The following is a 25,961-nucleotide window of genomic DNA, read 5'->3' on the forward strand; positions in this document are numbered from 1 at the left end:
TGTTGCAGAACAACCTGTTCTGCCAGGATCCTGGAATCTTTTGGAAAGAAAGAAACCATGACAGATTCTACTCACATCCTGTTACCCGGAAGCTCGCTCGCCCCGATCGCCGGTGTCACGGATCTCGGTCTGGTAACCCCGGCCGAGACGATCGGATTCACTCTCGTCCTGCGGCGTCGAGGGTCTTTGCCCGAGCGATTGATCTCCGGCAGTGAGACGGTGACCTCGGCGGAGTTCGCCGCGCAATACGGGGCGGACCCTGCCGACATGACGCTGGTCGCTTCGACACTGACGGCTGCGGGTGCGCGAATAGTCGACCAAGACATCCCGTCGCGCCGTGTGCGGGCACTGGCTGCGGCATCGGTGGCGCAGCAACTGTTCGGCACAGAACTGCGTGCGGTTCGCGGCACCGATCCGGTGACCGGGAACGCCATCGAGTTCCGCATGCGTATCGGAGACCTCCATCTGCCCGCCGTGCTGGACGGTGTCGTCACCGCCGTGCTCGGCCTGGATACCCGACCGATGGCCCGACCGCATGTGCAGACCGCCGTCAACCCGGCTGCTTCCTACGTCCCAACGCAATTGGCGACGGTATACAGCTTTCCCACCGGCGACGGCTCCGGTCAGACGGCGGCCATCCTCGAATTCGGCGGCGGCTTCCTCACCGACGACCTGAACGCCTATTTCACCAGCGCCGGCCTCGATACACCGAACGTCACCGCGGTGAGTGTCGATGGTGCAGCGAACAGCCCGGGGACCGACGGTGCGACCATCGAGACCACCCTGGACATCGAGGTTCTGGGTTCCATGGCAAAGCGGGCAACTCAGCTGGTCTATTTCGCGCCCAACAGCGAACGGGGTTTCCTCGACGCGATAAGTCAGGCGGTACATGCCACTCCCACGCCGACCGTGGTGAGTATCAGCTGGGGCGGTCCCGAGCAATCGTGGTCCACACAGGGTCGTGCGGCAATGGACGCCGCCTTCGCCGACGGCAACGCACTCGGCGTCACTGTGTCCGTCGCGGCGGGCGACGGTGGCAGCGGCGACGGTGTCGACGACGGTGCCGATCACGTCGATTATCCGGCCTCGAGTCCCTATGTGCTCGGTGTCGGCGGCACCACACTACGACTGGACTCGAGCGGCAACGTGCAGTCGGAGACCGTCTGGAACGACGGCCCGAGTTCGGCTACCGGTGGTGGGGTCAGCACTATCTATCCCGTGCCGTCCTGGCAGAGCAACGTCGGCGTGCCGGGCTCCGGGCGTGGTGTACCGGATGTCGCAGCGGATGCCGATCCGCAGACCGGCTACCGGATCTACGTCAACGGAGCGACCCAAGTCGTCGGTGGGACCAGCGCGTCCGCCCCACTGTGGGCCGGTTTGGTGTGCCGGTTCGCCCAGGATCTCGGCCGCAAGCAGGGACTGCTGCAAACGGCGATCTATAAAGGTGCGACGCAAGGCCGAGCCGCACTGGGTTTCCGGGACATCACCGAAGGCAGCAACGGCTCCTACTCGGCCGGCCCTGGCTGGGACGCATGCAGCGGACTGGGCGTGCCGGTGGGTACCGAACTGCTGACCGTGCTGCGCGGATAGCACGCACTGATCAGCTATCGCTGTTTGCGGGGTCTTCGCGAAAACGCATTCACGCGAGGCGTTTTCGTGCGCGATAGCGGATCAGCAACCACAGCAGGACGGCCTCGGCGATCGCGGTGAATACGGTGAGGAACTGGCTGAAGTAGCTCGCGAGCACGTTGACAACGGCCAGGGAGATGATGCTCGACCAGATGCCCAGCCGCGCACCGAGTTCGTCGTCACCTCGCAGCCACACTACCGATCCGGCCGCGTAACCGATGCCGACCAACAGCTCGGCGCCTGCGGCGATCCCGAGACCCACCAGGGATTTCCACCCGTGATGCTGGGACACGTCCAGCATTCTGTCCAGCTGGTTCCAGGGCAACCGCCACCCGTAGACGACCACGCCGACCAGGATCAGGTGTACCAGTGTCCAGATGGCGTGACAGATCATCACCACGATCAACCCGATCCGCAGCAACCCCAACGGCAGCAGCGCGGTCTCGACTCGGGTCGCGGCGCGGGCGATCCGGGTTGTCAATGTGGGGCGACCATCGTCGTGCCCGGTGTTCAGGTGGTCGGTCAGCGCGTCGCAGAGTTCGATCAGGTCCGGTCCGAGCGCGCCACGGTCCAGGTGTTGCAGTTGGGTGAGCAGCCCGGCTCGCCGCTGCGGGCTGAGCCGCGCTCCGATCTGCTGACCGATCTGCTCGGTGGTATCGGCCAAAACCAGTTCTGGCGGCCGCACGCGGGTGCGGGCGGCGTAGCGCGCGATCAGCACAATCAACACGAAGGCGAGGTAGATGATCGGCGCTGCCAGGGGGAAGAAGTAGTTGTTGTCGGTCGTGATGAATTTGCCGACCTCATCGATGAACAGACCGAGCCCGATCCCCGCCAGCACGGCCGCGGTGTGCAACGCGGTTCGCCCGGCCGAGAGCAGCAGCATCAGACAGGCGATGACCAGCAGCAGGCCGCCGAACAGCGCATGCGCGATGTGATAGGTACTGCCACCGATCTTCGGATATCCCGACGCCATCAGATAGAGCCGGGTGATCACCACGGTCAACCCGAAGCCGACGGCCATCACTGTCACCAGTCGCCCCGATTCGGGCCGCCACCGCACCCTCGCCGTTCCCCTACTGAACACGAAAGTCACCCTGGCACAGATCCGGCCCGCGACGCACTCGAACGGCCTAGGTCTCCGCCCCCGTCATCCGACACCCCGCTGCTCCCCGGTGATGCTGCTGCCGGCCCGCCACCGTAGGCGTTACCGTGGGGCGTGATCGCGTTTCGAGAACGCCATGGCGTGCACGGGTCCGATCGAATCAACCCGCGCCGCGCGGAGTTGGCTTTGTGCGTCTCGGCAGTGGTGCTTACCGCCTGCGCGGGCTCGGCAATGGCGCTCGGTGCCGGTGTCGGCGCCGACGTCACCACGGTGCGTTCGCTCGCGGTGTTCGCCGTGCTCGTGCTGTTCGCGCACTTGGCGGTGCGGCGCTGGGCACCCATGGCCGATCCGGTGATCCTGCCGTGTGTGGTGTTGTTGAACGGGCTCGGGCTGGTGTTGATCGACCGGCTCGACCACGCCGCCTCCGGCGCCGGGGACGATTCGGACGCTGGACGTCAACTGATCTGGACCGGTATCGGTCTCGTATTGTTCGGGCTGATCCTGGCTTTCGTCCGCGACCACGCCCGCCCCGCGCGTTATGGTTACACCTGCGGTCTGACAGGTGTTGTGGCGCTACTGATTCCGGCGGTGCTGCCAGCACGGTTCAGTGAGGTCAACGGCGGCAAGAGCTGGATCCTGTTGCACGGCTTTTCGATTCAGCCCGGCGAGTTCGCCAAGGTGCTGCTGCTGATTTTCATCGCGGCGTTCCTGGTCGCCAACCGGGAGCTGTTCACCAACGCGGGTACACGTTTGCTCGCCATGACCTTTCCTCGGCTACGCGATCTCGCACCGCTGCTGCTGGTCACCTTCGTCTCGGTCCTGGTGCTGGTGTACGAGAAGAATCTGGGATTCTCGCTGCTCATCTTCGGCACGGTGCTCGCGATGATCTACATCGGCACCGGGCGACTGTCCTGGTTGATCATCGGCATCATCATGTTCGCCGTCGGCGCCGTGATCGCCTACTACCTGTTCGATCATGTCCGCGTCCGGGTTCAGGTGTGGCAGGATCCCTTTGCCACCTATTACACCACCGGCTACCAGATTTCGCAGTCACTGTTCGGGATGGCGACCGGTGGATTGTTCGGCACCGGGATCGGCGCGGGCCAACCACAGAGCGTGCCGTTCGCCAAGACCGACTTCATCATCGCCACCATCGGCGAAGAACTCGGCCTCGTCGGCCTGACCGCGGTCATCGCCGTGTTCCTGGTGATCACCGTCCGCGGCTTCATCGCGGCACTCACCACCCGCGATGCCTTCGGCAAACTGCTCGGCGGCGGGCTTGCCTTCTCACTGGGCTGGCAACTGTTCGTCGTCGTCGGCGGTGTCACCAAGCTGATCCCACTGACCGGCCTGACCACCCCGTTCATGTCCTACGGCGGTTCATCACTGCTCGCCAACTACATCATCATCGCCCTGCTGATCCGGATCTCACACGACTCCCGAACGGCCCCAACACCTCCCCCACGCCCACCCAACGCGATCGCCGACGCGCAAACAGTTCACGTCCGGGTCAACCGGGCCGCCCACTGATCACCGCCGCGACGCCTGAACGGTTGACCGAACACCATGCGCCGTGCTCACGAGGTCATGTGCCCGATCCGGATCGCCAGCAGGTTCCCGACCAGGACAGCCACGAAGACGACCGCGGCCGTTCGATAGCTCGCGGCCCACAATCCGACCGCGGCGCCGCCGAAGACCACGACTTTGGTGACGACCGCCAGCAGTGGATGGTCGAATGTCGCATTCGGCGCCGCGAACAGGCCCCAGGCCAGCGCCGCGAGAACAGGCGCGCCCACAGCCAATACGAACTTGACCGGAGTCGCTTCGGCGGTCTTCCAGCCCCACAACGCCAGCGCCGCGAGCGCGACCAACTCCATTACGAATGCCAGCGTGAGATTGGCCCATTTCCAGACTTCGTGCATGTCTGTTCTCCCTCATGCCTATGTGAGCATCGCTCTCTAATGAGAGCAGTGTGCACTCATGGTTCGTCTTCGTCAAGTTGCCCTTCTTCGCGCCCACTCCAGGAGGGCGGCGGTCTGCTCTCTGACCCGAATCGAGAGGTTGCGACGTCGCCGAGTTCGAGTTGTTCGAACACACACGTTCCCACCACGATGACGTGATGATCGATCGCGCACTCGAGCGTCGGATTCCCACCTTCTATGTCGGCGCCGTCCTCGCTGTGGCGGCCACGGTGGTGGCGATACTGTGCTCGAGCGCCACGCGTTACGGCTATTTCGGCGACGAGCTCTATTTCATTTGGGCCGGAGCACATCCCGACTGGTCGTACGTGGACCAGCCCGCGCTGGTTCCCTTGATAGCCAGGGTGGCCGAGATGATCGCTCCGGGCTCGCTCTGGGTATTGCGCCTGCCGTCCGCGGTCGGTGTCGGCGTGGCGGTGGTGCTGGCCGCGTTGATTGCCCGGGAGTTCGGCGGCGGACGCCGAGCACAGTTGATGGCCGCGGGTGCGCTCGCAGTCTCCCCCGCATATCTGGTCGCCGGCCACCACCTGCATACTGCAGCGCTCGATCCGGCGCTGTGGACCGCGTCCACGTGGCTCATGGTGCGGGTGGTGCGCACCCGGTCATGCTGGGCGCTGCTGGTTCTCGCCATCGTCACCGCGGTCGCGGTGAACGTCAAGGTCCTGATCCTGGCACTGTGGTTGGTGGTCGTTCCGTGTGCGTTCTTCGTTCGTCCGCGACCAGCGCTGCCATCGAAGTGGGCGCTGGCTTCGAGCGCGGCCATCGTCGCCGCCGGTGCGCTGCCGTGGACGCTGTGGCAGGCGAATCATGGCTGGCCGCAACTGCATTTCATGCGCGCGGTGTCGGCAGAGTACCGCGCCGACCGAGACGGATGGCTGGCCTTCCCGGTCTCGGTGCTGACCGTGGCGGGTTTCGTCGCGGGAGCCGCGCTGCTGTGCCACGGCGCCGTACAGCTGGTTCGTGCGCCTGGGCTGCGTCCCTATCGGTTCCTCGGTCTAGCGACCGGAGTGTTGGCACTGTTGTTCCTGGTCACCGGAGGCCGGGCGTACTACCTCGCCGGCTTGTTCCCGGTGTGCTGGGCGGCCTCCGCGGTAATGATCGAACGCCGAGGAGCTGCGTCCTGGTGGCGATGGACGTCCACATGGCCGGCCCGGATCGGCACCCTCGCCCTCTCGGCGATCCTCGTGCTGCCGCTGTGGACGGTCGAGCAGTTGCGCACTTACCCGTGGCTGCCGCAGCCGGTGGGCGAACTCGGCTGGCCGCAAGCAGTGCGGTCGATCGCGCAGGCGAGTGCCGGGCACCCCCGGGCAGTGGGCGCACCCGTCCTTGCCCAGACCTGCTGGCTGGCGAGCGCGGTCCAGTACTACGGTGCGGCCCAAGGCATTCCGACCGCACACAGCGCCAACTGGGGGTGCTGGCCGTTGTCCCGGCCGACCGACGAAATCACCGAAATCGTTTACGCCGGAAGGAATCCCGAGGTCCTGAACGGGTCGTTCAGTGAGATCGTCCGGCTCGGTACGGTGGAGACCGGCGCCGGCCGGGCAGCCGATAGCCAAGGCACCCCGATCTGGTTCGCCACCGGCCGGACCGAGCCCTGGTCCGTAATCTGGACGCGGCTGCTGGATCTGTCTTAGCCGGTCCGATAGACCGAGCCGGTGGCGACCCGGTCGGACTCCACGGCAGAACCGCGATCGGCGCCGAACCCATCCAGGGCCGAGGCGATCTCGGCGAAGTCGACCGGAACCAGCGGCAGCGCGCCGGTCATCGCCGGCACGCCGAGCCTGCGGAGCAGAACGAACGGGGTCTCGTCCACGCCGACGGAGAGATACCCGCGTTTGTTGTCGTCGCGGATCAGTCGCACGATATCGCTCACCGAGACGCCGTCCGGCAGGCGCGGAACTATCCCCAATCCGGTGACCAGCTTGTCATGCACGTCGACCTCGTCCGCCGACAACCAGCCGCGTGCCTGCGAAACACGCGCGGCGACAAGCATTCCCAGCGCGATGGCCTCACCGTGGGAGATCGCGGACCCGCCGCGTTGCCGATGGTCGAGCAGTTCGATGGCGTGCCCGACCGTGTGCCCGTACTCGAGCACCAGGCCCGCGCCCTTCTCGTGCGGATCGTCGCGCGTCACCAGGCATTTCGCCGTGATGCTCGCGTCGAGCAGCCAGAGCAACGTCTCGTCGCCGCCGAAGTCCCCCGTCGCCAGGATGCGCTGCATCGGCTCGACCAGCTCGGGGAGAATCGCGAGGCAATTCTTGGTCATCTCGCCGAGCCCGGACCGCAACTCGCGCGCCGGCAAGGTCTCGAAAAGTCTTACGTCGGCGTAGATTCCGACGGGGCGGTAGTACGAGCCGATATGGTTCTTGCCGAACGGGCTGTTGATCGCCTGCTTCAGCGACAGCACCGAATCCATGGCCGAGACCGTGGTCGTCGGGATGTGCACCAAGCGAACTCCGCGGAACAGCAAACTCGCGATGACACCGGCCAGGTTACCCGGAACGCCACCACCGAAGGAGACGACGACGCTGCGCCGGGTCGCCCCCTCCCGGAGCACCTTCTTGATGTGCAGGGCGAGCCGTTCCAGTGATTTCAGCGATTCACCGGGCTGCCCGGTGAGCACGGATATCGGCGTGCGATCGCCCAGCGCGGTGAGCAGCGCGTCGCCGTGCAGGCGGAACACCTCGGTATCGGTAACGATGAAGATCCGGTCGGCGGCGAGCTCATCGATCTTCTGCGCTATCTCGTCCATGCATCCGCTGCCGAAGTAATACGGCAGCTCCGTGTCCCCCAGGGCCACCTCGCGCAGCTGCAATGGTCGGCGACTTTCTACGAGCGGCTCGGGCGTCATAGATACTCCATCTTCTCACGATCGCTTTCGCATTTACCCTGCAACCGAAGCGGACACTGTTCAACCCTCGTGCGGATTAATTCCGGCAGCGGACACGACATATCCCGCCACACATAACGAATCCCTGAATAACGCAGAGTAATCGATATAATCGATAAACAGTCCATCGTAGCTTCCGTCCGGAATCAAGTAAACCGGCCAGGCAGTTGGTAGTCAAGGCCACGAGATTCGAACTGCCATTGTTGCGGCCTTCGAGCAAATCGACGACTATTTATCGGCGCGCCCGACTCGGCACCCTTCCGCGCTGATTTCGCTCAGTGCGCGGGCGCGTCGATCACGGTGCGTAATCGTGCGATGTGCTCGGGCAGTCCGCGAACGTAATTCAACAGCGTCGGCAGCCACACCTTATTTCGCAGTTCCTTGAGCTCGGCCGGCACCAGCGGGTCCTCGTCCAGTTCCGCCCAATCCGAACTGACCGCCCAGCCCAGCGTCTGGAGCACCCGGTGAATGCTCGTGTTCGGCTCCGTCGGCCCGCGACCGTATCCGGTGAAGAACGCGGGCGGTAGGCCGCGGCCATTGAACAGCGACGCGTGCTTGTCCAGCAGCGCGATCTCCTTCGCTGGATCGGCGACGCGCGGGAAGTCCCAATCGATGAGCGTGGCCTGATCCGAGCCGACCATGATGTTCCACATGTTGATATCGCCGTGGCCCAGTGCCGTCGGCGCCCGCCGCAGCGAATCCGCGGTTTCCCGCACCAGATCATGCAGGGCGGGCAGGTGTTTCGCGCATTCGGGCAGCAGACGACGCAGTGGCGGCTCTGCCTCGTCGAGCAGCGTGTGCAGCTGCTCCGCCGGATCGATCAGGTCCAGGACGATTCGATCCGCTGGCAGGTCCTCCCCCGCCAGCCCGGCGGGAAACCCGACGGTGTGGACCCGGGCGTACGCGGCGCCGACCAGCCGCCAGACCTGGTCGGTGTCCTGTCCCGCATCGATCAGGTCGCCCAGCACCGCGCCGTCGACGAACGCGACGAGGGAGGCCTGCTCGTTGGCCGCCAGCAACGCTGGCGCGGGCACGCCGTGATCGGCGAGGAATCGAGCCCGCTTGAATTCGGGAGTGCGCGGTTCGCGGAACCGCCGTAGCACCACGCGGCGGTCGTCGACCAGCGTCACGATGGCGATCTCGTTGTCGAAACCGCGGCCGCTCAACGGTTTCGACGACGCGGCGGCGGGCAGCTCCGCCTGGGCGAGCAGTTCGGCGAGCAATTCATCCGATGATGTCGCAGGCATGCCGGGCACAGTATCAACAACGCCCTGTTCGGGTCTCGTCCGCGCCGACGGCTATCGAACAACCCGCATTTCGCGATCCAGGCTGCCTTCGCGCTGCCTACGTTCGAGCACTGCGAGCCTGGTGAAGCTGTGCTCGAACTGGTCGGCGGTCAGTCCCCGGCCGCGGAACTCGGCGGCCAGCTGGTCCGCGCCGGCCGCGACGGTCCAGGTCGCCTCGAAGCCGAGATCCGTACGAGCCCTGGAGAAGTCGACCCGATAGGAACGATTGTCCGGCCCCGTGGCGCCGGTGATCTCCAGCACCGAGCCGGGGACCGCCGCGGCGGCGGCCCGCGCGATCTCGGCGACCGTCCAGTTGTTCTGCTCGGTGCCGATGTTGAACGCGCGGCCGCGCACCACGTCGGCCGGTGCGGCCAGCGCCGCCAGCACCGCGCGCCCGATGTCTTCCGCGTGCACCAGCGGACGCCACGGCGTGCCGTCGGAGAGCACGGTGACCCGGCCGGTGAGCACGGCCCGGCCGACCAGGTTGTTCAGCACGATGTCGGCGCGCAGCCGGGGCGAGAAACCGAACGCGGTGGCGTTGCGCAACGAGACCGGGGCGAAGTCCGCGTCAGCGAGGTCGACGAGGTCGTCTTCCACCCGGACCTTCGAGATCGCGTACGGCGTAACCGGTTTGAGCGGGGCGTCCTCGTCGACCAGCGCGTCACCGGCTTGCGCGCCGTACACCGAGCAGGTCGAGGCGTAGATGAAGCGCCGCACCCCGGCGGCCTTGGCCGAGGCGGCCAAGCGGGTGGCGGCGTGGTGGTTGATGTCGTAGGTGACCTCCGGAGCCAGCGAGCCGAGCGGATCGTTGGACAAGGCCGCCAAGTGCACCACCGCGTCGAAACCGCGCAGTGTTTCCACGGTGACCTCACGCAGGTCGACGGCCAGCCCTGGCACATCGGGCGAATCCAGTTCGCCGAGTACACAATCCGCGTACAGGCCGCTGTCGAGGCCGATCACCGTATGCCCGGCGGCGGTCAAGATCGGCGCGAGCACGGTCCCCAGGTAGCCCTGGTGACCGGTCAGCAGGATCCGCAGGCCGGGCGCGGTCACGCGCGGCCGATCACGCGCAGCCTGCGGCTGGTGACGGTGAAGTCGCCGCCGGTCTCGTCCACCACCCTCGCCTCGGCGAAACCCGCCGTCCGAAACCACTCGAGGATCTCCGGAGCCGTGAACATGCGCACGCAGTACCGCGCGCGCTGGTGCGCGGATCCGCGAATCGTGATCCGTTCGGCGTAGAAGCGGCTGGCCACGGCGTCGAGCTCCAGCACGTCGAGCGCGATGTCGTCGCCGCGCCGCAGCACATAGGTGTGTGAGTTGTAGTTGTTGCGCAGGCTGGGGATGAGCCGGTACGGGGATTGCATGTCGAGCAGAAACCGTCCGCCCGGACGCAAGGCCACTCGGTACCGGCGCAGGATCTCCCGGTCGGTCTCGTCGTCGAAATAGCCGAACGAGCTGTACCACGAAATGGCGGCGTCGAATTCGGCCTGGAACGTCATTTCTCGCAGATCGAGCGAACGGTAGTCGACCTCGGCGCCGAGGTCCGCGGCATCGCGTTTCGCCGTCGCGAGAAACCGCTCGTCCCGGTCGACACCGACGACGGCGTAACCACGCGCGGCGAACGCGTTGGCATGCCGACCGTGCCCGCAGGGCGCGTCGAGCACCGCCATGCCCGGCTTCAATTCGGTGAGCTCGACCATGGTCGACACTTCCGTCGCGGTCAGTTCGTGATCGAGTTCCGGAAAATCGAAATACTCGTAGTCGCCGCCGAAGAGTACTTCCCAATCCACCTGCGGCTCACGTGATTCCATATCGCCGATGCTAAAGCGGCGCGCTCAGCGGGTGCAAGACACGCGATACTCATTCGGCCGGCACGTAACGTAAGAGCCGTTCCCACATCGCCTGATCATCGGCATCGCCGGTATGTGGTTTCACGAATCGGCCGGTGTATTCCGCCACTTCGGCGAGCGTCCAGCGCAATTCGTAGAAACGCAGCATCTCCGCGCGGCCGCGGGGCGGCACGCCGAAGTGCCTGCCGAGGGCCGACCAGTCCCGCTCCGGCGGCGACCACATCAACCCGCCCCAGTCGAGGATCACCACGTCGTCGCCGAGCAGCACGTTCGCCCGGCTCGGATCACCATGTGTGAGTGCGTGTTTCGCGCCCTCCCGGCAGATCCGCGCACACCGCGCGGCCACCTCGGCGAACTCCCGGCGTTGCGCTTCGAGGTAATCCCACCGGGCGCCGATGAGCCGATGCAGGTCCCGGCTCATCGGCCCGACGTCGGTGCCGCTGCGCGCGGTGAGCAGCGCCTTCTCCAGTTCTTCGGCGAACGGGAGCCGGAAGTCCTCGACCGGCAGACCAACCGGGAGTTCGCACCGGTGCACCTCGGCCACCCTGCGCGTGAGCAGTTCGAGTTGGGCCGGGGTCGCGCCGCCGGCGCCACCGTGGGTCAGCCGATCGACATACGGGAAGACGACCACCGGAAATCCGTCCACCGAATGGACTATGCGCCCGCTCCGGCCGCGCAGCGGGGCGAGAATGAATTCCATACCGGTTTCCCGAAGCAGCCAGGCGCCCTCGTATGCGGCGGGGAAATGCCCGCCGAGATCGCGGCGGACGCTCACCCAGTACTTTCCGTACCGATACGACCAGCTGTCTTCGCCTAACGGAATGAATTCGAGTTGCCCGGATTCGGAACCGAACTCGCCGAGCATCATTCGAATGAGATCTTCGCGATTTACCAGCTGATTCTCAACGAGCATAATCGAAGGTTAGCATCGCGTTCACCGACTCGGAATGCTCAACGCCGCACTTCGTCGACTGTGACCGGCCTGCGCTCCCGCCGGGAGAGTTCGCACGCCTCGGCGATATAGAACGCCGCCAATACCTCGGCCGGGCCGCACGGATTCTCGACCGCACCGGTGACGACGGAAACGAAGGTCGACAGCTCTTCGGTGAACGCGGGCCGGAAACGATCCAGGAAGCCCGAATAGGCGGGAATCGACGAGGCCGGATAATCCGGTTCGACCGACCGCAGCGGCGCCCGGTCGTCCAGGCCGACCACGGCATTGGCCCGGGAGCCGAGCACCTCGAGCCGGACATCGCAGCCCGCGCCGTTGTAGCGGCCCAGCGAAACGGTCGCCAGCACACCGTCGTCCAGGCGCAGCACCGCCGCTGCGGTATCCACATCACCGGCCGCGCCGAAGAACGGCGCCCCGCGGTTGGCGCCCAGCGCGTACACCTCGGTCACCTCACTGCCGGTCAGCCAGCGGATGGCGTCGAAGTCGTGAATTCCGCAGTCACGGAACAGGCCACCGGAGGTCGGAATGTATTCGGCCGCGGGCGGCACCTGGTCGAACGTGGTGGCGCGCAGCGTGTGCACCCAGCCGAGCTCGCCCGACCGCAGGGCCGCGCGAGCCGCCCGATAGCCGGTATCGAAGCGCCGCTGGAAGCCGACTTGCACTGGGACTGTGACGTTTTCGAGGTGCCGAATGACCTCGAGGGTGCCGTCGATATCGATGGCGACCGGTTTCTCGCAGAACACCAGGATGCCCCGGTCCACTGCCTTGATGATCAGTTCCGGATGCGCGCCGGTGGACGTGGTGATCACCAGCCCCGCGATGTCCGAGTCGAGCAGCGCGTCGACGTCGTCGGCCAATTCGACACCCAGTTCGGCCGCGGTGGCCTTGGCCCGCGCGAGATCAGCGTCCGCGACGACGACACCCGACACCCCCGGCAGCATCGCGAGGGTTTCCGCGTGCGGCCTGCCGATGCGGCCCGTGCCGACAAGACCCAGCCTAATCGTCATCGTACTCAGCTCCTGTCGGTGAATATCGGTGCGAAATCTCTTCTATCAGCGCGCCCGGAATGTGCGCAATGACCGCGAGCGGACCGTTCGACTGAGTGCGGTAAGCAGTCGAACGCACCCCGTTCCGAGCAACTTTCGCATTCCCGCGGCACCGAGTTCAATTGGGTCCGCCACATCGATGAGAGCGCCCGGCGATCATATCGATGAGAAAGGATGACGTTGAATGAATGTTTTGGGTCTCACCTGTGGATTTTCCGGTTCGGGCAGCGCCGCGATGCCGGAACTGCCGATGAATTTCGGGCACGACTCCGCCGCCGTATTGATATCCGATGGGCAACTGGTGGCCGCGGTCGAGGAGGAGCGGCTCACTCGATTGAAGCATACGAGTAATTTCTGCCGCGAGGCTATCCGGAGTTGCCTGGAGCAGGCGAACATGACGGCCGCCGATATCGACCGCTTCGCCTACTATTTCGGCGAAGAGGAGAACGACCGGGACCTTCAGCTGATCTACCTACAGCACCCGGAGCTCACCGTGCGCACCTCTCGTGACCTGCTCACCGATCGGTTGAGCGAGGCCGTGGACACAGCGGTCGACCCGGACCGGATCGCCTTCGTCCGGCATCACACGGCGCACGGTTTCGCCGCGTATCACAATTCCGGTTTCGACAGCGCGCTCGTGGTGGTGATGGACGGCAAGGGCGACAGCGAATCCATCACGATCGTCAGCGCGGAGGGCACGGACTACAACTACGTGCGCAGTTTCGACGAGTGGCGTTCGCTGGGCCGGTTCTATCAACGGTCTATCGAGTTGCTCGGCTACCGCGCGTTCGACGAATACAAGGTGATGGGGTTGGCGCCCTACGGCGATCCGAGCCGATACCGCTCGTTGTTCCGCTCGCTCTATACCCTCGAGGACAACGGCGGTTACCAGCTCGAACTCGAGCGCGTGCGCTACACCTTGGTGTCGGAATTCCGGCCACGGCGCAAGGGTGAGCCATTCACCAAGGAGCACAAGGACTTTGCCGCCGGTCTCCAGGAGGCGCTCGAAGACGTTGCGCTGCATGTGATCTCGCACGCGCAGCGGGAAACCGGTCATCGCCGGCTGTGTGTGGGCGGCGGGGTCGGGCTCAATGCCACGTTGAACGGGCGCCTCATCCGCTCCGGACTCTTCGACGAAACCTTTTTCGATCCGGCGGCCCACGATGCCGGGGCCGCTGCGGGCGCCGCGCTGAAGGTCTGCCAGCAGGAAGCCCCCGCACGATTTCGTTCGTCGCCCCTGCGGCATCTGTTCCTCGGACCGCTGCCCACCAGCCGGGAGCCGGCCGAGACGACCTTGCGGAGGTGGGGTGATTTCGTCGAATTCCGCAAGAGCCAGGACGTCTGCAAGGAGACCGCGACGTTCATCGCGGCGGGCGAGATCGTCGCCTGGGTGCGCGGCGCCGCCGAGTTCGGTCCCCGTGCTCTCGGCCATCGCAGCATTCTGGCCGATCCGCGACCGGAATCGAACAAGAACCGGATCAACGCGGCGGTGAAGAAGCGGGAGGGCTACCGCCCGTTCGCGCCGTCAGTGCTCGAGGAATACGCGGATAAGTTCTTCGACATTCCGCCGGCCGCACCGGACCTCTATTACATGATCGCGATCGTCGAGGTGCAGCCCGAATTCCGGGAGCTACTCGGTGCCGTCACGCACGTCGACGGCACCGCGCGGGTGCAGGTGGTGAACCGGGCGACCAACGATGCCTACTGGCAGCTCATTCACGATTTCGGCGAAATCACCGGTGTCCCTGTCGTATTGAATACCTCGTTCAACAACAATGCCGAACCGATCGTGCAAACGGTGGACGACGCGGTGGTCGCGTTCCTCACCACCGATCTCGACGCCTTGGTCGTCGACGACTGGGTCGTGCGCAAACGCAAGCCGCGACGCGAAGCGTTCCTCGAACTCACGCCCACGCCGATGGCCCGCACGTCGCTGCATTCCCAGCGCGATATCGAACTCGGCCCGCAGCGGCCGGTGGTGACCAACCGCATCGTGCTCGACGCGGGCCGCGCCCACGGTGTCGAGATCTCCTCGGCGGCACTGGATGTCCTGAACGCGGCCGACGGCCGGCGCACGCTGCGCCAACTGGGCGTCACCGTCCCCACCACCGACAACGGGTTGCTGGACGAGCTGCTGCGCCTGTGGGATCAGCGCCTGCTCACCTTGCGTCCCAGCACATCCTGACTCCAGACCACGAAAGACACAGGTAGCCCCATGCTGATTCAGACCACACCGCTCAGCGGTTCCGCCGTGATCGAGCTCCAGCGGCTCGAAGACGATCGCGGCTTCTTCGCCCGCGCGTTCGCCCGAACGGACTTCCTCGCGGCCGGGCTCGAGCCGACCGTCGAGAACTGCAACATCTCGTTCAACCATCGCCGGGGCACGTTGCGCGGCTTTCACTTCCAACGCGAACCCTATGCCGAGGCCAAGACGATCCGCTGCATCCGCGGCGCCATCTACGACGTGATCGTCGACCTGCGCCCGGATTCACCGACGTACCTGCGGCATTTCGGAGCGGAGCTGTCCGCCGACAATCGCCTGGCCATGCATGTCCCGAAGAACTTCGCCCACGCCTACCTGACACTGACCGACGACACCGAGACGATGTATCAGGTGTCGGCGAGCTACACCCCCAGCGCGGAAAGCGGCCTCCGCTGGGACGATCCGGTGCTGAACGTCGACTGGCCGGTCCCGGTCGAGGTCGTCTCCCCCAAGGACGGGGGCTGGCCGCTACTGCCGAACGAACGGGTGACGAATCGATGATCCTCGTCGATACGGTGCTGCGCAGGCGCGCGGCCCAGCAGCGCCCGATTCGAGTCGGCATGATCGGCGCGGGTTTCATGGGCCGGGGACTGGCCAATCAGATCGTCAACTCGGTGCCGGGGATGAGGCTGGCCGCCGTGTCCAACCGGACACTCGCGCATGCCGAACGGGTGTACACCGAGGTCGGCGCCGCGCCCCTGGTTGCCGATTCCGCGCGCCAGATCGATGCCGCGATCCGGACGCACAAACCGGTGATCGTCCAGGACGCGTTCGAACTGCTCGCCGCCGAACAGCTGGACTGCGTCGTCGATGTCACCGGCGCCGTCGAGTTCGGCGCGCACATCACGGTGACCGCGATCGATCGCCGGTTGCCGATCGTCACGATGAACGCCGAACTCGACGCGACCGTCGGCCCGTTGCTCGCGCACCGGGCGCGCGCGGCAGGGGTGGTGTTCAGCGGCGCGGACGGCGATCAACCCGGCGTCCAAGCGAATCTGCTGCGGTTCGTGCAGGGGCTCGGTGTCACTCCCCTGGTCGCCGGGAATGTGAAGGGCTTGCAGGATCCGTACCGGACGCCGACGACCCAGCGCGGTTTCGCCGAACGCTGGGGTCAGGACGCGCGCATGGTCACGAGCTTCGCCGACGGCACCAAGGTCTCGTTCGAGCAGGCCGTGGTCGCCAACGCTTTCGGCTTCACGGTCGGGCGGCGCGGCATGTACGGCCGCGACCACACCGGGCACATCGACGCGCTGACCGACGCCTATGACGTCGACGAATTGCGTGCGCTCGGCGGTGTCGTCGACTACGTGGTCGGTGCGCGACCGGGTCCGGGTGTCTATGTCCTCGGTGTGCACGACGATCCGCGCCAGCGCCACTATTTGGAGCTGTACAAGCTGGGCAAGGGACCGCTCTACAGCTTCTACGCGCCATATCACCTGTGCCACTTCGAGGTTCCCACCACGGTGGCGCGCGCCGTCGACTTCGCCGATGCCACGATCGCCGCCGCGGAAGGCCCCCGGGTTGCGGTGGTCGCCACCGCCAAACGCGACCTGCGCGCCGGACACACCCTCGACGGCCTAGGTGGCTACGACACGTTCGGGGTCGCCGAAACCCAGCTGGCGGCCGCCGCGGCCAAGCTGCTGCCGATGGGCATCGCCGAGGGCTGTGTGCTCGAGACCGACGTGCCCAAGGACGCGGTCCTCACCTATGACCAGGTCCGGGTGCCGCCGGGCCGGCTGGTCGACCGCCTCCTCGCGGAACAGGAGAAGCTGTTCGCCTGAACCGCCGTGGGCGGCCGGCGACCATCATGGCCAGATGCGCCATGGTGCGTCGCCGGTCGCCCACAGGTCGTTCAGGTGCTGGTAATCCTTGTAAGTGTCCATCGCATACCAGAAGTCGTGATGCGGGTGCAGCGTCAACTGGTTGTCCCGGGCGAGGCGCTGCAACGGCTCGCTTTCCAGCCAGAGCATCGGATCGTCGTCCAAGTACTCGTCGAGGAACTCCCGCTTGAACATGAAGAACCCGCCGGACGCGAAGCCGCTGACCTGAGTGGGCTTTTCGTTGAATTCGACGACCTCGGCGCCGGACACCTCCATCTCGCCGAACTTCGACGTCGGGTGGATGCCGGTGACGGTACCGATTCGCCCGCCGTCGCGGTGCGCCTTCTCCAGCTCCTTCAGGTCGATGTTCCCGACGCCGTCGCCGTAGCTCATCATGAAGTCCGCGGTGTCGACGTAATCCCGGACGCGACGCAGCCGCGCACCGGTCGCGGTCTCCAGTCCGGTCTCCGCGAAGGTGATCTCCCAGTTCTCATCGGCCCGGTCGTCATGGAATTCGATACGATGCTCGTCCGACAACGAGATCGTGAAATCCGACATCTGTGTTCGATAATCCATGAAGAACTGCTTGACTTCCCACCCTTTGTAGCCGAGGCACAGCACGAAGCGCCGGTAACCGAAATGGCCGTATATCTTCATGATGTGCCAGAGAATCGGCCTGCCGCCGATGTCGACCATCGCCTTCGGCAAGCGTTCGCTGGCCTCCCTGATCCGGGTGCCGTATCCGCCACACAGAATCACCACGGGAATGTCTCGGTCCACGTCTGTCTCCGTTCTAAGTGTCCCCACGCCAGGCCCGCCACAGCCCGGCATACACGTTGTTGGCTTCCAATAGCTCGGTGTGACTGCCGATTTCGCGGATGCGGCCGTCCTCGACCACCGCGATCCGATCGGCCGAACGCACTGAATGCAGCCGGTGCGCGATGGTGATGACCGTCCGGTTCTGCATCACCGCGGCCACGGTGCGTTCAGCCTGCCGAGCGGTCTGCGGATCCAGCAGTGCGGTCGCCTCGTCGAGCACCAGGATTTCGGGATCGGCCATGACGAGCCGCGCCAGCGCCAGCTGCTGCGTGCGCGCCGCGGTCAGCGGCTGCCCGCCCGAACCCACCAGGGTGTTCAGCCCCTCGGGTAAATCGTCCACCCATTTGTCGGCGCCGACCACGGCCAGCGAATGCCACACCGCACGGTCCGGCGCGTCGGGCCGGACCAGGGTCATATTTTCCCGCACCGTGCCCCGGAAAACATGATGTTCCTGAGTTACCAACGCTATTCGGCGACGCAGTTCCGTGGACGGCAATTCCGCCAGGCGAACTCCGCCGATTTCTACCGTACCCGAAGTCGGAATGTATATTCCAGCCAGCAATTTGCCGAGTGTGGATTTCCCGGACCCGGACGGGCCGACAATGGCGAGCCGCTCGCCGGGCGCCACCGCGAGATCGACCGCGTGCAGCACAGTGCGCTCGCCGACATAGGCATAGGCGGCAGCGCGAACCGCGATGGCCGCGCCACGCGGCCGCCGCCCGGATGATTCCCGGTCTGCGGGAACGTCGTTCACACCCAGCAGCCGGGCCAGCGACGCCGCGCCGATTTGCAGTTCGTCCACCCAGGCCAGCAGCTCGTCCAAGGGAAAGACGAGTTGGCGCACGTACAGGGTGGCCGCGGTGACTTGACCGAGGGTGGCCAAGTCGTTGAGGTACAACACGCCACCGATCGCGATCGTGGCGACCACCGGCAGCACGTAGCCGAATTCCACCAGCAGGTACCAGGTACTGCGGATGCACAGCGCGTGTCGTTCGGCGGCATAGGCCTCACCCAGATCCCGATCCAGGACCCGCCGCCGCCAGCGCTGCAACCGCAGTGCCTCGACCGTGCGCGCACCGGAAACCGTCTCGGCCAGACTGTCGCCCAGCGAGACGTAACTGGCACTGCGCCGCCGGTACGCGGACGGGGAGCGACGCAGATACCAGCGCGTCCCACCCCACAGCACGGGCAGTGCCACCAGACACGGTAACGCGGTCAACGGCCCGACCAGCACCAGGGCGACGGCGGTGAACGCGGCGGTCAACAGCGCGACGATCGCCTCGGGAACGGCGAACCGCGCGGCGTTGGTCAACGCGTCGACGTCGCGGGACGCGCGGGTGACCAGGTCGCCCGGATCCACGTCCTCGACGGCGGACAGCGGTAGTGCCACGATGGCGTCGGCGAAGTCCTCGCGCAGTTCGGCGGTCACCCGCTCGCCGAACCGGCACGAGTACCGCACCGCCCAATACGTCAGCGCCGCATGCGATATCAGGGAAATCAGCAGCCCCGACCCGATGAGATGAACCCGCGACAAGCTGGCGCCGTCGGCGACCGTATCGATCAGCGCGCCGATGAGCCACGGCCCGGCCAAGCCGGAAATCGCCGCGAGGCCGTGCAGCCCGAGCATCCAGCCGAGGGTTCGCCGATGCCGCCGGCCCAGCGCCCGGACGTGCCTGCGCACCGCGGCGGAATCCGCCACCGGCAGCGCCACCCGGCTCATCGGCCGCTGCTCGGCCGCGCGGCGATCGCGGCGACATCGTCGGTTTCGATCGCCGCGCGATAGTCCGCCCGGCCGGCCAGCAGCTCGCGGTGCGGGCCGTGTGCGATCACCCGCCCGTCCACCAGGAAGGCCACGCGATCGGCCTGCGCCAGCAACATCGAACTCGAGCCGACCACGACGGTGGTGCGGCCCGCGCGGGCGGCGCGCAGCCGGCGGGCGATGATCGCCTCGGTGTAGGCGTCGACCGCGGAGGTCGGATCCATCAGAATGAGCACCTCCGGCTCGGCCAGCAGGGACCGCGCCAGGATGAGGCGTTGTCGCTGGCCGCCGGAGAACTGCCGTCCGTCCGTGGCGATCTCGGTATCCAGACCGGCGGGCAGCATGGCGGCGATGTCTTCGGCCGCGGCCACCCGCAGCGCGGCGGCGAGGACCTCGTCCGTGGGTCGGCGATGCCCGCCGAGGGTGCCGCGCAGTGTCCCGCGAAACAGCCGAGCGTGGTTGTCCACCACCAGGATTCGGCGCCGCAGCGCATCGGAGCCCAGCGCGTCCAGCGGTAGCCCGGCGTAGGTGACAGGTGCGTCGGTATAACCGCCGAGCCGATCGGCGAGGCGCGATCCGTCCTCCGGCGAGGCGACCACCGCGAGATACTCGCCGGCACCGACGACCAGTCCGGAGCAGTCGTCGACCAGCGGGTGGACGCCGTCGCACAGGTCCACGCCCAGCTCGGCGCGCGCGAACTCCGGACGCATACCCAAGATGGTCACCGCGCGCCGCGCCGCGACGTGGGCGCGGACGAACCGATCGGCGGACTCGGTGAAGGTGGACAGCGGTTCGATCAGGAATGCCGCGTAGGCGTAGAAGGATACGAGCTCGCCGGCGGTGACCGCCCCGCGCAGCGCGGCCACCGCGCCGATCCAGGTCACCGCGCCGACGAGCAGACCCGGCAGCAGGACACCGACCGCCCGGACCGAGGCCTCGGTGTGCGCGACTTCCATCCCCGCGGCCCGAACCTGTTGGGAGCGTTCACGATACGACCGGGCGAAGGTGTTCTCGCCGCCGATCCCGCGCAGCACCCGCAGTCCGGCGACGAAATCCGTCAGCTTGGACGCGAGTCCGACGCGCAGGTCCCGGTACACGGTCTCGCGGCGCTGCAACGGGCGCAGCGTCAGGCCCATGGCCACCACGATGGCCGGCAGCGCGATGATCACCAGCAGTCCGAGCGAGGTGGATTGCCGGAGCAACACGGCGGCCACCAGCACCACGGAGACCACCGCGCCGATGGCCCGGCCGACGATATCGAAGGCCTTGCCGATGGCCACCAGATCCATGGTCCCGACGCTGATGATCTCCCCGGTCGCGACGCGCCGCTCCAGTCCGGCGCCGAGCAGATTCGCGTGCCGGACCACTAGCTGAACCGTGCGGTATCCCGTTGCCAGCGAACAGTATTGGCTCAGCCGCCGCCGGATGGTTCCGGAGCTGGCATAGACCACGCCGAGCCCGAGCAGCACCGCCGACCACACCAGGATCCAGCGCAGGTCCCCCGCAACCAGGCCGTCGTCGATCGCCTCTCGAATGACGGCGGGCACCAAGGCCTGCGAGCCCATCCACAGGATGCCGAACAGCGCCGCGCCGAGCAGCGGGCCCAGGGTACGGATCGTGAGCCAGACCAGATAGTGCCCGGCCGAACGAATGTCCGGGTCGCCCGGATCGGCGATGGGCAGCGGGCGCATCGGCAACACCTGTCGTCTCGGCGGTCCCTAGTCTTCCTGCACACCCGACGACGCGTTGGACCGGATCCGGTCCGCGAATTCGCGCCACTGATCCGCGAAGTGTTCGGCCAGCTCGGCCACGACGTGCGCCTGATGATCGGGCACGGTGCCGATGAGTTCCGGCCATTTGGTCGCGCTGGCGAACGTCTCGTGCAACGTGCGCAGCAGGTGCCGGCCCGGCTCGGAGAAACGCAGCGAGGGATCCCGTTTCAATTCATGCAGCATGGTCACCCCGGACTTGGGCAATGCCTCTAATCGCTTGGCCCGGCACGGATTCGGCATCGCCGGGGCGCTCCGGGTCCGTTCGCCCGCACCGCGCTGACTCGGCAGGACCGGGTCCTCGCCCCGGTCGAGACGTTTGCGGACGTCGTTGACCGTGCTCACCGAGATCGCGGCGGCCTTGGCGATCTCCCGCAGCGAGGCGTCCGGGCTCTTCGCCAACAGTTCGGCTGCGCGCAGCCGCCCTTCCGGTGAGGAATTGGGCGGGCGTTCCCTGCCGTCGGCGCCGACCCGTTCGACCACCTGGGAGGGTTCACCGAGCACCCGGGCCCGCACCTTGCTCACGCTCTTCGGCGAAATCCCCGCGGTCTTGGCGATCGCCCGATCGGACCAGTTGGGGTGCGAGATCATGATCCGCCGCGCCGCGGCCGCCCGATCGGCGAAGGACAACGGCAGGCCGTGATTGATATTGGCCTGGACCGCGAGCACGAAAGCCGTATCGGCGTCGCCCTCGAAGAACCGGGCAATGATCTCTTCGTCGCCGCGCGCCATTGCGGCACGCAGCCGATGCATTCCGTCGATCACCCGCATGGTCTCGCGATGCACCAGGATCGGTGGCGCATCGGAGCCGGCCTCGGTCAATATCCGGATATGTTCGGGATCCTCGCCGGACAGCCGGGGCGAATCAGCCGGCCTGAGCCGAGATATCGAAATCAGCACGGGTTTCCCGAGCTCTTGACCACTCTCCACCGATAGACTATGAGCAGAAACACCAAGATCTTCACTGATCACGAAAAACCCTCCCCAAACACAGTACGTCTGATCACAGAGGACCGCGGGCACGACGCGGACATACCACGACTTATTCAAAAGGACGGCAAAGCCACCCGGCTCCACTTCGGACGGAGTCGGGGACACTGATGATAATCAATCCGGAATTCAATCGAGCGCAGCATGAGCGAGACCTGTGGAGCCATCTCACAGTATTGCGGTATACCCAACCGTGCTCAGCTTCGAATGCTGCGTAAAGAATGCATCTCCCCTCTTCGCTAACAATTGGCTTATGTCAGACATTACCAAGTGGAAGGTATATGTCAAGAGAAGTTAAAGAGACCGCAAGGTTTGTACAAAGCCCGGCGCGGACCGACGTCGAACGTCCGTCCGCCGCGCGCGACACCCACTCGCTCAGCCGAGCACACCCTTCCAGCGCGGGTCATCGATATCGACGCCGCTCCCGGACAGTTTGGCGGATAGTTGCCGCCGCAGCGAGCCCAGATCCAGCTCACTGCGCCGCAGCAGCGCCGCGAGCTCGCGGCCGCGATCGAGATACGGCCGCGGCGCGTCGGTGCGCTCGACGAACTCGGTCAGCAGCAGCGCATCGATGTGGGCCGACCACGGGAGGTCACGCAGGCCCGCGGTCAGCTCGCTACGAAGCAACCGCGCCCAATACGAGATGCCGCCGGCGTGCACCAGCTCAGGCGCGAAAACCTTTGTGCCGGCGAAGGTTCGGAAGTGCGCGAGGCGCCACCCGGCGGCCAGCGCCATGAGTTGATAGAGCATCAGTCCGTCGAACACCACCCGGACCACCTCGTGCCCGGCCCGGCGATGGTAATAGCGCTCATGGCTGCGCACCTCGCGCCCATCGTCCAGCACATCCATCAGACCGCCCTGCGGAAACGGCAGCCGCGCACTCTCCATGCCGAGCACCTCGGACAACGCCACCCGGTGATGCTGCTCGATCAGGCGTACCACCGCGCCGTCGATTTCGCCCTCGGGCCCCGGCGGGACGAAGGCGTACGCCGCGGTCGACACCGGGCCACCGATGGCCCGTTCGATCTCGGCCTTGGCCCGCGGGTCGATGGCCATGAGCGGCGGCGCCGCGAGCGGAATCGGTCCATAGCTGAGCGGACCGCTTATCGCCACGCCCGGCCGCAGCCCGGCAATGCATTCGGTGAAGAACTCCGGGCACATGACAAAGCAGTCGCTGTCGACTATGCCGAAAGGCCGGTCCATATTCCGGAAGAGCAGTTCGAAGATCTCGTGACTACCGACCCGCTCGGCGATACCGAAGGATGGCAGGGTGGTCATTTCCGTCCATATCCGCTCTTCTTCCGGTGTCAGGCCGCTGGTCAGGAAAGCGCAATTGAGCCCGTCCGGCACAAAACGCAGGAAGTGCCGGAGCACGTGCAGTAATCCCGAGGAAAAGAAACAGAACCACACCGGCCGGTCGTCCGGCAGGCCGGATACGAAGTGCCGGAATCGTTCGTCCAACGCGTCGAGCGCCGCGTCGTCGAGTTCGCCGGATCGGTCGATTGCATTATCGCTGCCAGCCACCATAACCGCAGCGTAGGTCCGCTCGAATGTGTCTGTCAAAGCATGTTCCCGGCTGTTCGGACTGTCTCCGGATCGAAAGTCCGCACAGTTGATAATCGGCCCGCCTTGGATATTCTGACGGAGCGGCAACAATGCGATCCACGCATGTCACGTTTCCCGGTGTGCCGCATCGAATGTTCCGGATCTCGGACGAAGTCGAAGGATGAGAGTCTTGACGACATTTATCGAATTGCCCCGCTGGCCACAGCTCACCGACGGCGATATCGACGCCGCGGTTTCCGCGCTCCGGTCGAACCGGCTGGTCGGCATGCCCGGCAGCGTGGTCGACGAATTGGAGTCGGCGATGGCCGCGCTCCACGGTGTGTCGCACGCGGTGGCCGTCTCCTCGGGCACCGCGGCCGTACATCTCGCACTGCAAGCCGCGGGCGTCGGCCCCGGCGACGAGGTGATCGTGCCCGCCCACACCTTCATCGGCTCCGCCAGCCCCATCGTCTATCTCGGCGCGCGGCCGGTGTTCGCCGACGTCACCCCGGATACGCACTGCCTGGACCCGGATTCGGTCAAGACGCTGCTGACCGAACGGACCAAGGCGATCGTCGTCGTCCACATCAATGGCTGTGCGGCGGATATGGCGAAGATCGGCGCGGTCGCCGAGTCCGCGGGCATCCCGGTCATCGAGGACATGGCCCAGGCGCTCGGCACCGAGATCGACGGCCGGCCGGTCGGCGGTTTCGGTGATCTCGCGTGCATCAGTCTGTTCGAGCAGAAGGTGATCACCTCCGGCGGCGAGGGCGGGGTGGTGCTGACCAACGACGCGGCGCACGCCGAGCGGATCAAGCGGTTACGCAGCCACGGTGAGGGCCCGGTCGCGGACGCGCCCGGCATGATCTGGGCCCATGAGGTGGGCTACAACTACCGGCTCACCACCATGCAGGCCGCGGTCGGGCACAGTCAGTTGCAGCGACTCGGCGAACAGGTCGAACGGCGGCGGCACAATGCGGCCTACCTGTCGGCGAAACTGGCCGGCGTCGAGGAGTTCGAGTTGCCGATCGAGCCGGCCGGCACGGTGCACTCCTACTGGAAGTACGCGCTGCGCGCGGTTCCCGGCGCGGGCCGGCGCAGCGCCGCGGAACTCGCCGCGCAACTGCGCTCGCGCAAGATTCCGTCGCTGCTGCGCTACCCGTACCCACTGCATCACCAGCCCGCGTTCCACGCGCACCGCGACGAATCCTGCCCGGTGGCCGAGCGGCTCTCGCAGGAACTGCTCACCCTCCCCTCCCATCCGGGCTTGACCGAGGAGCACCTGGATCACGTTGTGGCACAGGTGAAGCAGGTACTCGGGAGCGACCATGCCTGAGCCGACCCCCGCCCGGCGCGACCGACCGCCGGTGCTGCTGGGCACCTCGTCGTTCGGTCAGGTGGAACGAGCCTTTCCGGTCTACGACGCCTACTGGGCGGGCGGCGGGCGCGGTTTCGATACGGCGTGGATCTACGGATTCGCCTACGGCCCCGGGTGCTGTGAACGCGCCTTCGGGGAATGGGCGAGCGCCCGCGGCGTCACCGACGAGGTGTGGGTGCTTGCCAAGGGCGCGCACACGCCGCAGTGCCTGCCGGACCAGATCGAAACCCAGCTGAGCGAGAGTTTCGAGCGCATGCAGCGCGCGGACGCGGCGTTGTACATGCTGCATCGCGACAATGCCGAGGTCCCGGTCGGCGAATTCGTCACGGCGCTGGCCGATTTGGTCAAGCGCCGGCTGATCGGCGGGTACGGGTTCTCCAACTGGCCGCTGGCGCGGGTCCAGGAGGCGGCGCAATACGCTGCGCGGCACGGCCTTCCGGCTCCGCAGGGAATCAGCAATCAGTACAGCCTGGTCGACATGGTGCGGCCCATCTACCCGGGGACGATCGGCGCCAACGAGCCGGACTGGCGGGCCTGGCTCGAGACGGCCGACATCCCCTTGTATCCGTGGGCGAGCCAGGGCCGCGGCTGTCACGCGCTGGCCGATCCCGACGATCTGCGCGATGGTCCGCTGACCGAAAGCTGGTACAGCGAAAGCAATCTCGAACGGATCCGGCGCGTTCGACTGCTGGCCGAGCGGCGCGGCGTCTCACCGACCGGCCTGGCGCTGGCGTGGACCCGCGCACAGCCGTTCCCGGTGATCCCGCTCATCGGGCCGCGGGAGGTGGACGAGGTACGCGACTCACTGGCCGCCTTGTCGATCGTGCTCACCACGCAGGAACGTGACTGGCTGGAGACCGGGGTCGGGGAGCCGGCCCGATAAC

At 66.3% G+C, this 25,961-nt stretch carries 21 protein-coding genes; 8 read left to right on the plus strand and 13 right to left on the minus strand.

Translation table 11 applies throughout. The features are described 5' to 3' along the window. Nucleotides 1-57: 57 nt before the first annotated feature. A complete protein-coding gene (locus ABZ942_RS41830; RefSeq protein WP_357391825.1) occupies nt 58-1,590 on the plus strand; it encodes a S53 family peptidase in 1,533 nt (510 codons plus the stop codon). A 49-nt stretch (nt 1,591-1,639) separates the two neighbouring features. Here ABZ942_RS41830 and ABZ942_RS41835 read toward each other — a convergent pair whose 3' ends face one another. After that, on the minus strand, nt 1,640-2,659 hold the full coding sequence (locus ABZ942_RS41835; RefSeq protein ID WP_357391826.1) for a hypothetical protein: 1,020 nt from the start codon (nt 2,657-2,659) through the stop codon (nt 1,640-1,642). Nucleotides 2,660-2,845: 186 nt separating this feature from the next. Between ABZ942_RS41835 and ABZ942_RS41840 the strand changes: the two genes are divergently transcribed. Continuing rightward, a complete protein-coding gene (locus ABZ942_RS41840) occupies nt 2,846-4,261 on the plus strand; it encodes an FtsW/RodA/SpoVE family cell cycle protein (RefSeq protein ID WP_357391827.1) in 1,416 nt (471 codons plus the stop codon). 47 nt (nt 4,262-4,308) lie between these two features. Here the strand turns inward: ABZ942_RS41840 and ABZ942_RS41845 are convergent, their stop codons facing one another. Next, nucleotides 4,309-4,653, minus strand: coding sequence for a YrdB family protein (locus tag ABZ942_RS41845; RefSeq protein ID WP_357391828.1), 345 nt, complete (start codon nt 4,651-4,653; stop codon nt 4,309-4,311). A 197-nt stretch (nt 4,654-4,850) separates the two neighbouring features. Here ABZ942_RS41845 and ABZ942_RS41850 point away from each other — a divergent pair, with 197 nt between their 5' ends. After that, nucleotides 4,851-6,344, plus strand: coding sequence for a glycosyltransferase family 39 protein (locus ABZ942_RS41850; RefSeq protein WP_357391829.1), 1,494 nt, complete (start codon nt 4,851-4,853; stop codon nt 6,342-6,344). Here ABZ942_RS41850 and ABZ942_RS41855 read toward each other — a convergent pair. From ABZ942_RS41855 to ABZ942_RS41880, 6 genes are all read right to left on the minus strand, one after another. Beyond that, entirely contained in the window at nt 6,341-7,561 is a 1,221-nt protein-coding gene (locus ABZ942_RS41855) for a 2-deoxy-scyllo-inosose synthase (protein ID WP_357391830.1), read from the minus strand. The genes ABZ942_RS41850 and ABZ942_RS41855 overlap by 4 nt on opposite strands. A 314-nt stretch (nt 7,562-7,875) precedes the next feature. Continuing rightward, nucleotides 7,876-8,847 carry a phosphotransferase gene (locus tag ABZ942_RS41860; protein ID WP_357391831.1) on the minus strand — a complete coding sequence of 324 codons (972 nt, stop codon included), beginning with the start codon at nt 8,845-8,847 and terminating at the stop codon, nt 7,876-7,878. A gap of 51 nt (nt 8,848-8,898) precedes the next feature. After that, complete coding sequence (locus ABZ942_RS41865) at nt 8,899-9,924, minus strand: SDR family oxidoreductase (RefSeq protein WP_357391957.1); 1,026 nt, start codon at nt 9,922-9,924, stop codon at nt 8,899-8,901. Nucleotides 9,925-9,935: 11 nt separating this feature from the next. Further along, nucleotides 9,936-10,697, minus strand: coding sequence for a methyltransferase domain-containing protein (locus ABZ942_RS41870; RefSeq protein ID WP_357391832.1), 762 nt, complete (start codon nt 10,695-10,697; stop codon nt 9,936-9,938). Nucleotides 10,698-10,746: 49 nt separating this feature from the next. Beyond that, nucleotides 10,747-11,649, minus strand: a complete 903-nt coding sequence (locus ABZ942_RS41875; protein WP_357391833.1) for a phosphotransferase — start codon at nt 11,647-11,649, stop codon at nt 10,747-10,749. Between the two features lie 38 nt (nt 11,650-11,687). Continuing rightward, a complete protein-coding gene (locus tag ABZ942_RS41880; RefSeq protein WP_357391834.1) occupies nt 11,688-12,695 on the minus strand; it encodes a Gfo/Idh/MocA family oxidoreductase in 1,008 nt (335 codons plus the stop codon). A gap of 223 nt (nt 12,696-12,918) precedes the next feature. Here ABZ942_RS41880 and ABZ942_RS41885 point away from each other — a divergent pair, with 223 nt between their 5' ends. The 3 genes from ABZ942_RS41885 to ABZ942_RS41895 are packed head-to-tail and all read left to right on the plus strand — an operon-like array spanning nt 12,919 to nt 16,778. Next, nucleotides 12,919-14,919, plus strand: a complete 2,001-nt coding sequence (locus tag ABZ942_RS41885) for a carbamoyltransferase C-terminal domain-containing protein (protein ID WP_357391835.1) — start codon at nt 12,919-12,921, stop codon at nt 14,917-14,919. Between the two features lie 30 nt (nt 14,920-14,949). After that, entirely contained in the window at nt 14,950-15,498 is a 549-nt protein-coding gene (rfbC, locus tag ABZ942_RS41890) for a dTDP-4-dehydrorhamnose 3,5-epimerase (RefSeq protein WP_357391836.1), read from the plus strand. Then, nucleotides 15,495-16,778, plus strand: a complete 1,284-nt coding sequence (locus ABZ942_RS41895) for a hypothetical protein (protein WP_357391837.1) — start codon at nt 15,495-15,497, stop codon at nt 16,776-16,778. The genes rfbC and ABZ942_RS41895 overlap by 4 nt, the downstream gene beginning before the upstream one ends. A 24-nt stretch (nt 16,779-16,802) precedes the next feature. On the opposite strand, the gene ABZ942_RS41900 is transcribed toward ABZ942_RS41895, so the two are convergent. The 5 genes from ABZ942_RS41900 to ABZ942_RS41920 all read right to left on the minus strand — a co-directional run bounded on the left by ABZ942_RS41900 (nt 16,803) and on the right by ABZ942_RS41920 (nt 23,681). After that, nucleotides 16,803-17,597 (minus strand): glucose-1-phosphate cytidylyltransferase, encoded by a 795-nt coding sequence (locus ABZ942_RS41900; RefSeq protein ID WP_357391838.1) that lies wholly within the window; start codon nt 17,595-17,597, stop codon nt 16,803-16,805. A gap of 13 nt (nt 17,598-17,610) precedes the next feature. Next, nucleotides 17,611-19,356: an ABC transporter ATP-binding protein gene (locus ABZ942_RS41905; protein WP_357391839.1), complete on the minus strand. Its 1,746-nt coding sequence runs from the start codon at nt 19,354-19,356 to the stop codon at nt 17,611-17,613. Then, nucleotides 19,353-21,086, minus strand: coding sequence for an ABC transporter ATP-binding protein (locus ABZ942_RS41910; protein WP_357391840.1), 1,734 nt, complete (start codon nt 21,084-21,086; stop codon nt 19,353-19,355). Before ABZ942_RS41910 ends, ABZ942_RS41905 begins: the two co-directional genes overlap by 4 nt. Nucleotides 21,087-21,113: 27 nt before the next feature. Continuing rightward, a complete protein-coding gene (locus ABZ942_RS41915) occupies nt 21,114-22,094 on the minus strand; it encodes a ParB N-terminal domain-containing protein (RefSeq protein WP_357391841.1) in 981 nt (326 codons plus the stop codon). A 435-nt stretch (nt 22,095-22,529) separates the two neighbouring features. After that, the gene (locus ABZ942_RS41920) at nt 22,530-23,681 is read right to left on the minus strand and encodes a hypothetical protein (protein WP_357391842.1); all 1,152 of its coding nucleotides are present in this window, start codon (nt 23,679-23,681) and stop codon (nt 22,530-22,532) included. A 208-nt stretch (nt 23,682-23,889) separates the two neighbouring features. Here ABZ942_RS41920 and ABZ942_RS41925 point away from each other — a divergent pair, with 208 nt between their 5' ends. After that, nucleotides 23,890-25,035 carry a DegT/DnrJ/EryC1/StrS family aminotransferase gene (locus ABZ942_RS41925; protein WP_357391843.1) on the plus strand — a complete coding sequence of 382 codons (1,146 nt, stop codon included), beginning with the start codon at nt 23,890-23,892 and terminating at the stop codon, nt 25,033-25,035. Beyond that, nucleotides 25,028-25,960, plus strand: a complete 933-nt coding sequence (locus ABZ942_RS41930; RefSeq protein WP_357391844.1) for an aldo/keto reductase — start codon at nt 25,028-25,030, stop codon at nt 25,958-25,960. The genes ABZ942_RS41925 and ABZ942_RS41930 overlap by 8 nt, the downstream gene beginning before the upstream one ends. The last annotated feature ends 1 nt before the right edge of the window (nt 25,961 follow it).

The sequence above is a fragment of the Nocardia sp. NPDC046473 genome (assembly GCF_040645995.1).
Taxonomy (GTDB): domain Bacteria; phylum Actinomycetota; class Actinomycetes; order Mycobacteriales; family Mycobacteriaceae; genus Nocardia.

Excerpts from the sequence above, each read along its gene's own strand:
- ABZ942_RS41830 (WP_357391825.1), top strand. The coding sequence starts at position 58 with ATGACAGATTCTACTCACATCCTGTTACCCGGAAGCTCGCTCGCCCCG.
- ABZ942_RS41845 (WP_357391828.1), bottom strand. The coding sequence starts at position 4,653 with ATGCACGAAGTCTGGAAATGGGCCAATCTCACGCTGGCATTCGTAATG.
- ABZ942_RS41850 (WP_357391829.1), top strand. The coding sequence starts at position 4,851 with ATGATCGATCGCGCACTCGAGCGTCGGATTCCCACCTTCTATGTCGGC.
- ABZ942_RS41855 (WP_357391830.1), bottom strand. The coding sequence starts at position 7,561 with ATGACGCCCGAGCCGCTCGTAGAAAGTCGCCGACCATTGCAGCTGCGC.
- ABZ942_RS41860 (WP_357391831.1), bottom strand. The coding sequence starts at position 8,847 with ATGCCTGCGACATCATCGGATGAATTGCTCGCCGAACTGCTCGCCCAG.
- ABZ942_RS41870 (WP_357391832.1), bottom strand. The coding sequence starts at position 10,697 with ATGGAATCACGTGAGCCGCAGGTGGATTGGGAAGTACTCTTCGGCGGC.
- ABZ942_RS41875 (WP_357391833.1), bottom strand. The coding sequence starts at position 11,649 with ATGCTCGTTGAGAATCAGCTGGTAAATCGCGAAGATCTCATTCGAATG.
- ABZ942_RS41880 (WP_357391834.1), bottom strand. The coding sequence starts at position 12,695 with ATGACGATTAGGCTGGGTCTTGTCGGCACGGGCCGCATCGGCAGGCCG.
- ABZ942_RS41885 (WP_357391835.1), top strand. The coding sequence starts at position 12,919 with ATGAATGTTTTGGGTCTCACCTGTGGATTTTCCGGTTCGGGCAGCGCC.
- rfbC (WP_357391836.1), top strand. The coding sequence starts at position 14,950 with ATGCTGATTCAGACCACACCGCTCAGCGGTTCCGCCGTGATCGAGCTC.
- ABZ942_RS41895 (WP_357391837.1), top strand. The coding sequence starts at position 15,495 with ATGATCCTCGTCGATACGGTGCTGCGCAGGCGCGCGGCCCAGCAGCGC.
- ABZ942_RS41905 (WP_357391839.1), bottom strand. The coding sequence starts at position 19,356 with ATGAGCCGGGTGGCGCTGCCGGTGGCGGATTCCGCCGCGGTGCGCAGG.
- ABZ942_RS41910 (WP_357391840.1), bottom strand. The coding sequence starts at position 21,086 with ATGCGCCCGCTGCCCATCGCCGATCCGGGCGACCCGGACATTCGTTCG.
- ABZ942_RS41920 (WP_357391842.1), bottom strand. The coding sequence starts at position 23,681 with ATGGTGGCTGGCAGCGATAATGCAATCGACCGATCCGGCGAACTCGAC.
- ABZ942_RS41930 (WP_357391844.1), top strand. The coding sequence starts at position 25,028 with ATGCCTGAGCCGACCCCCGCCCGGCGCGACCGACCGCCGGTGCTGCTG.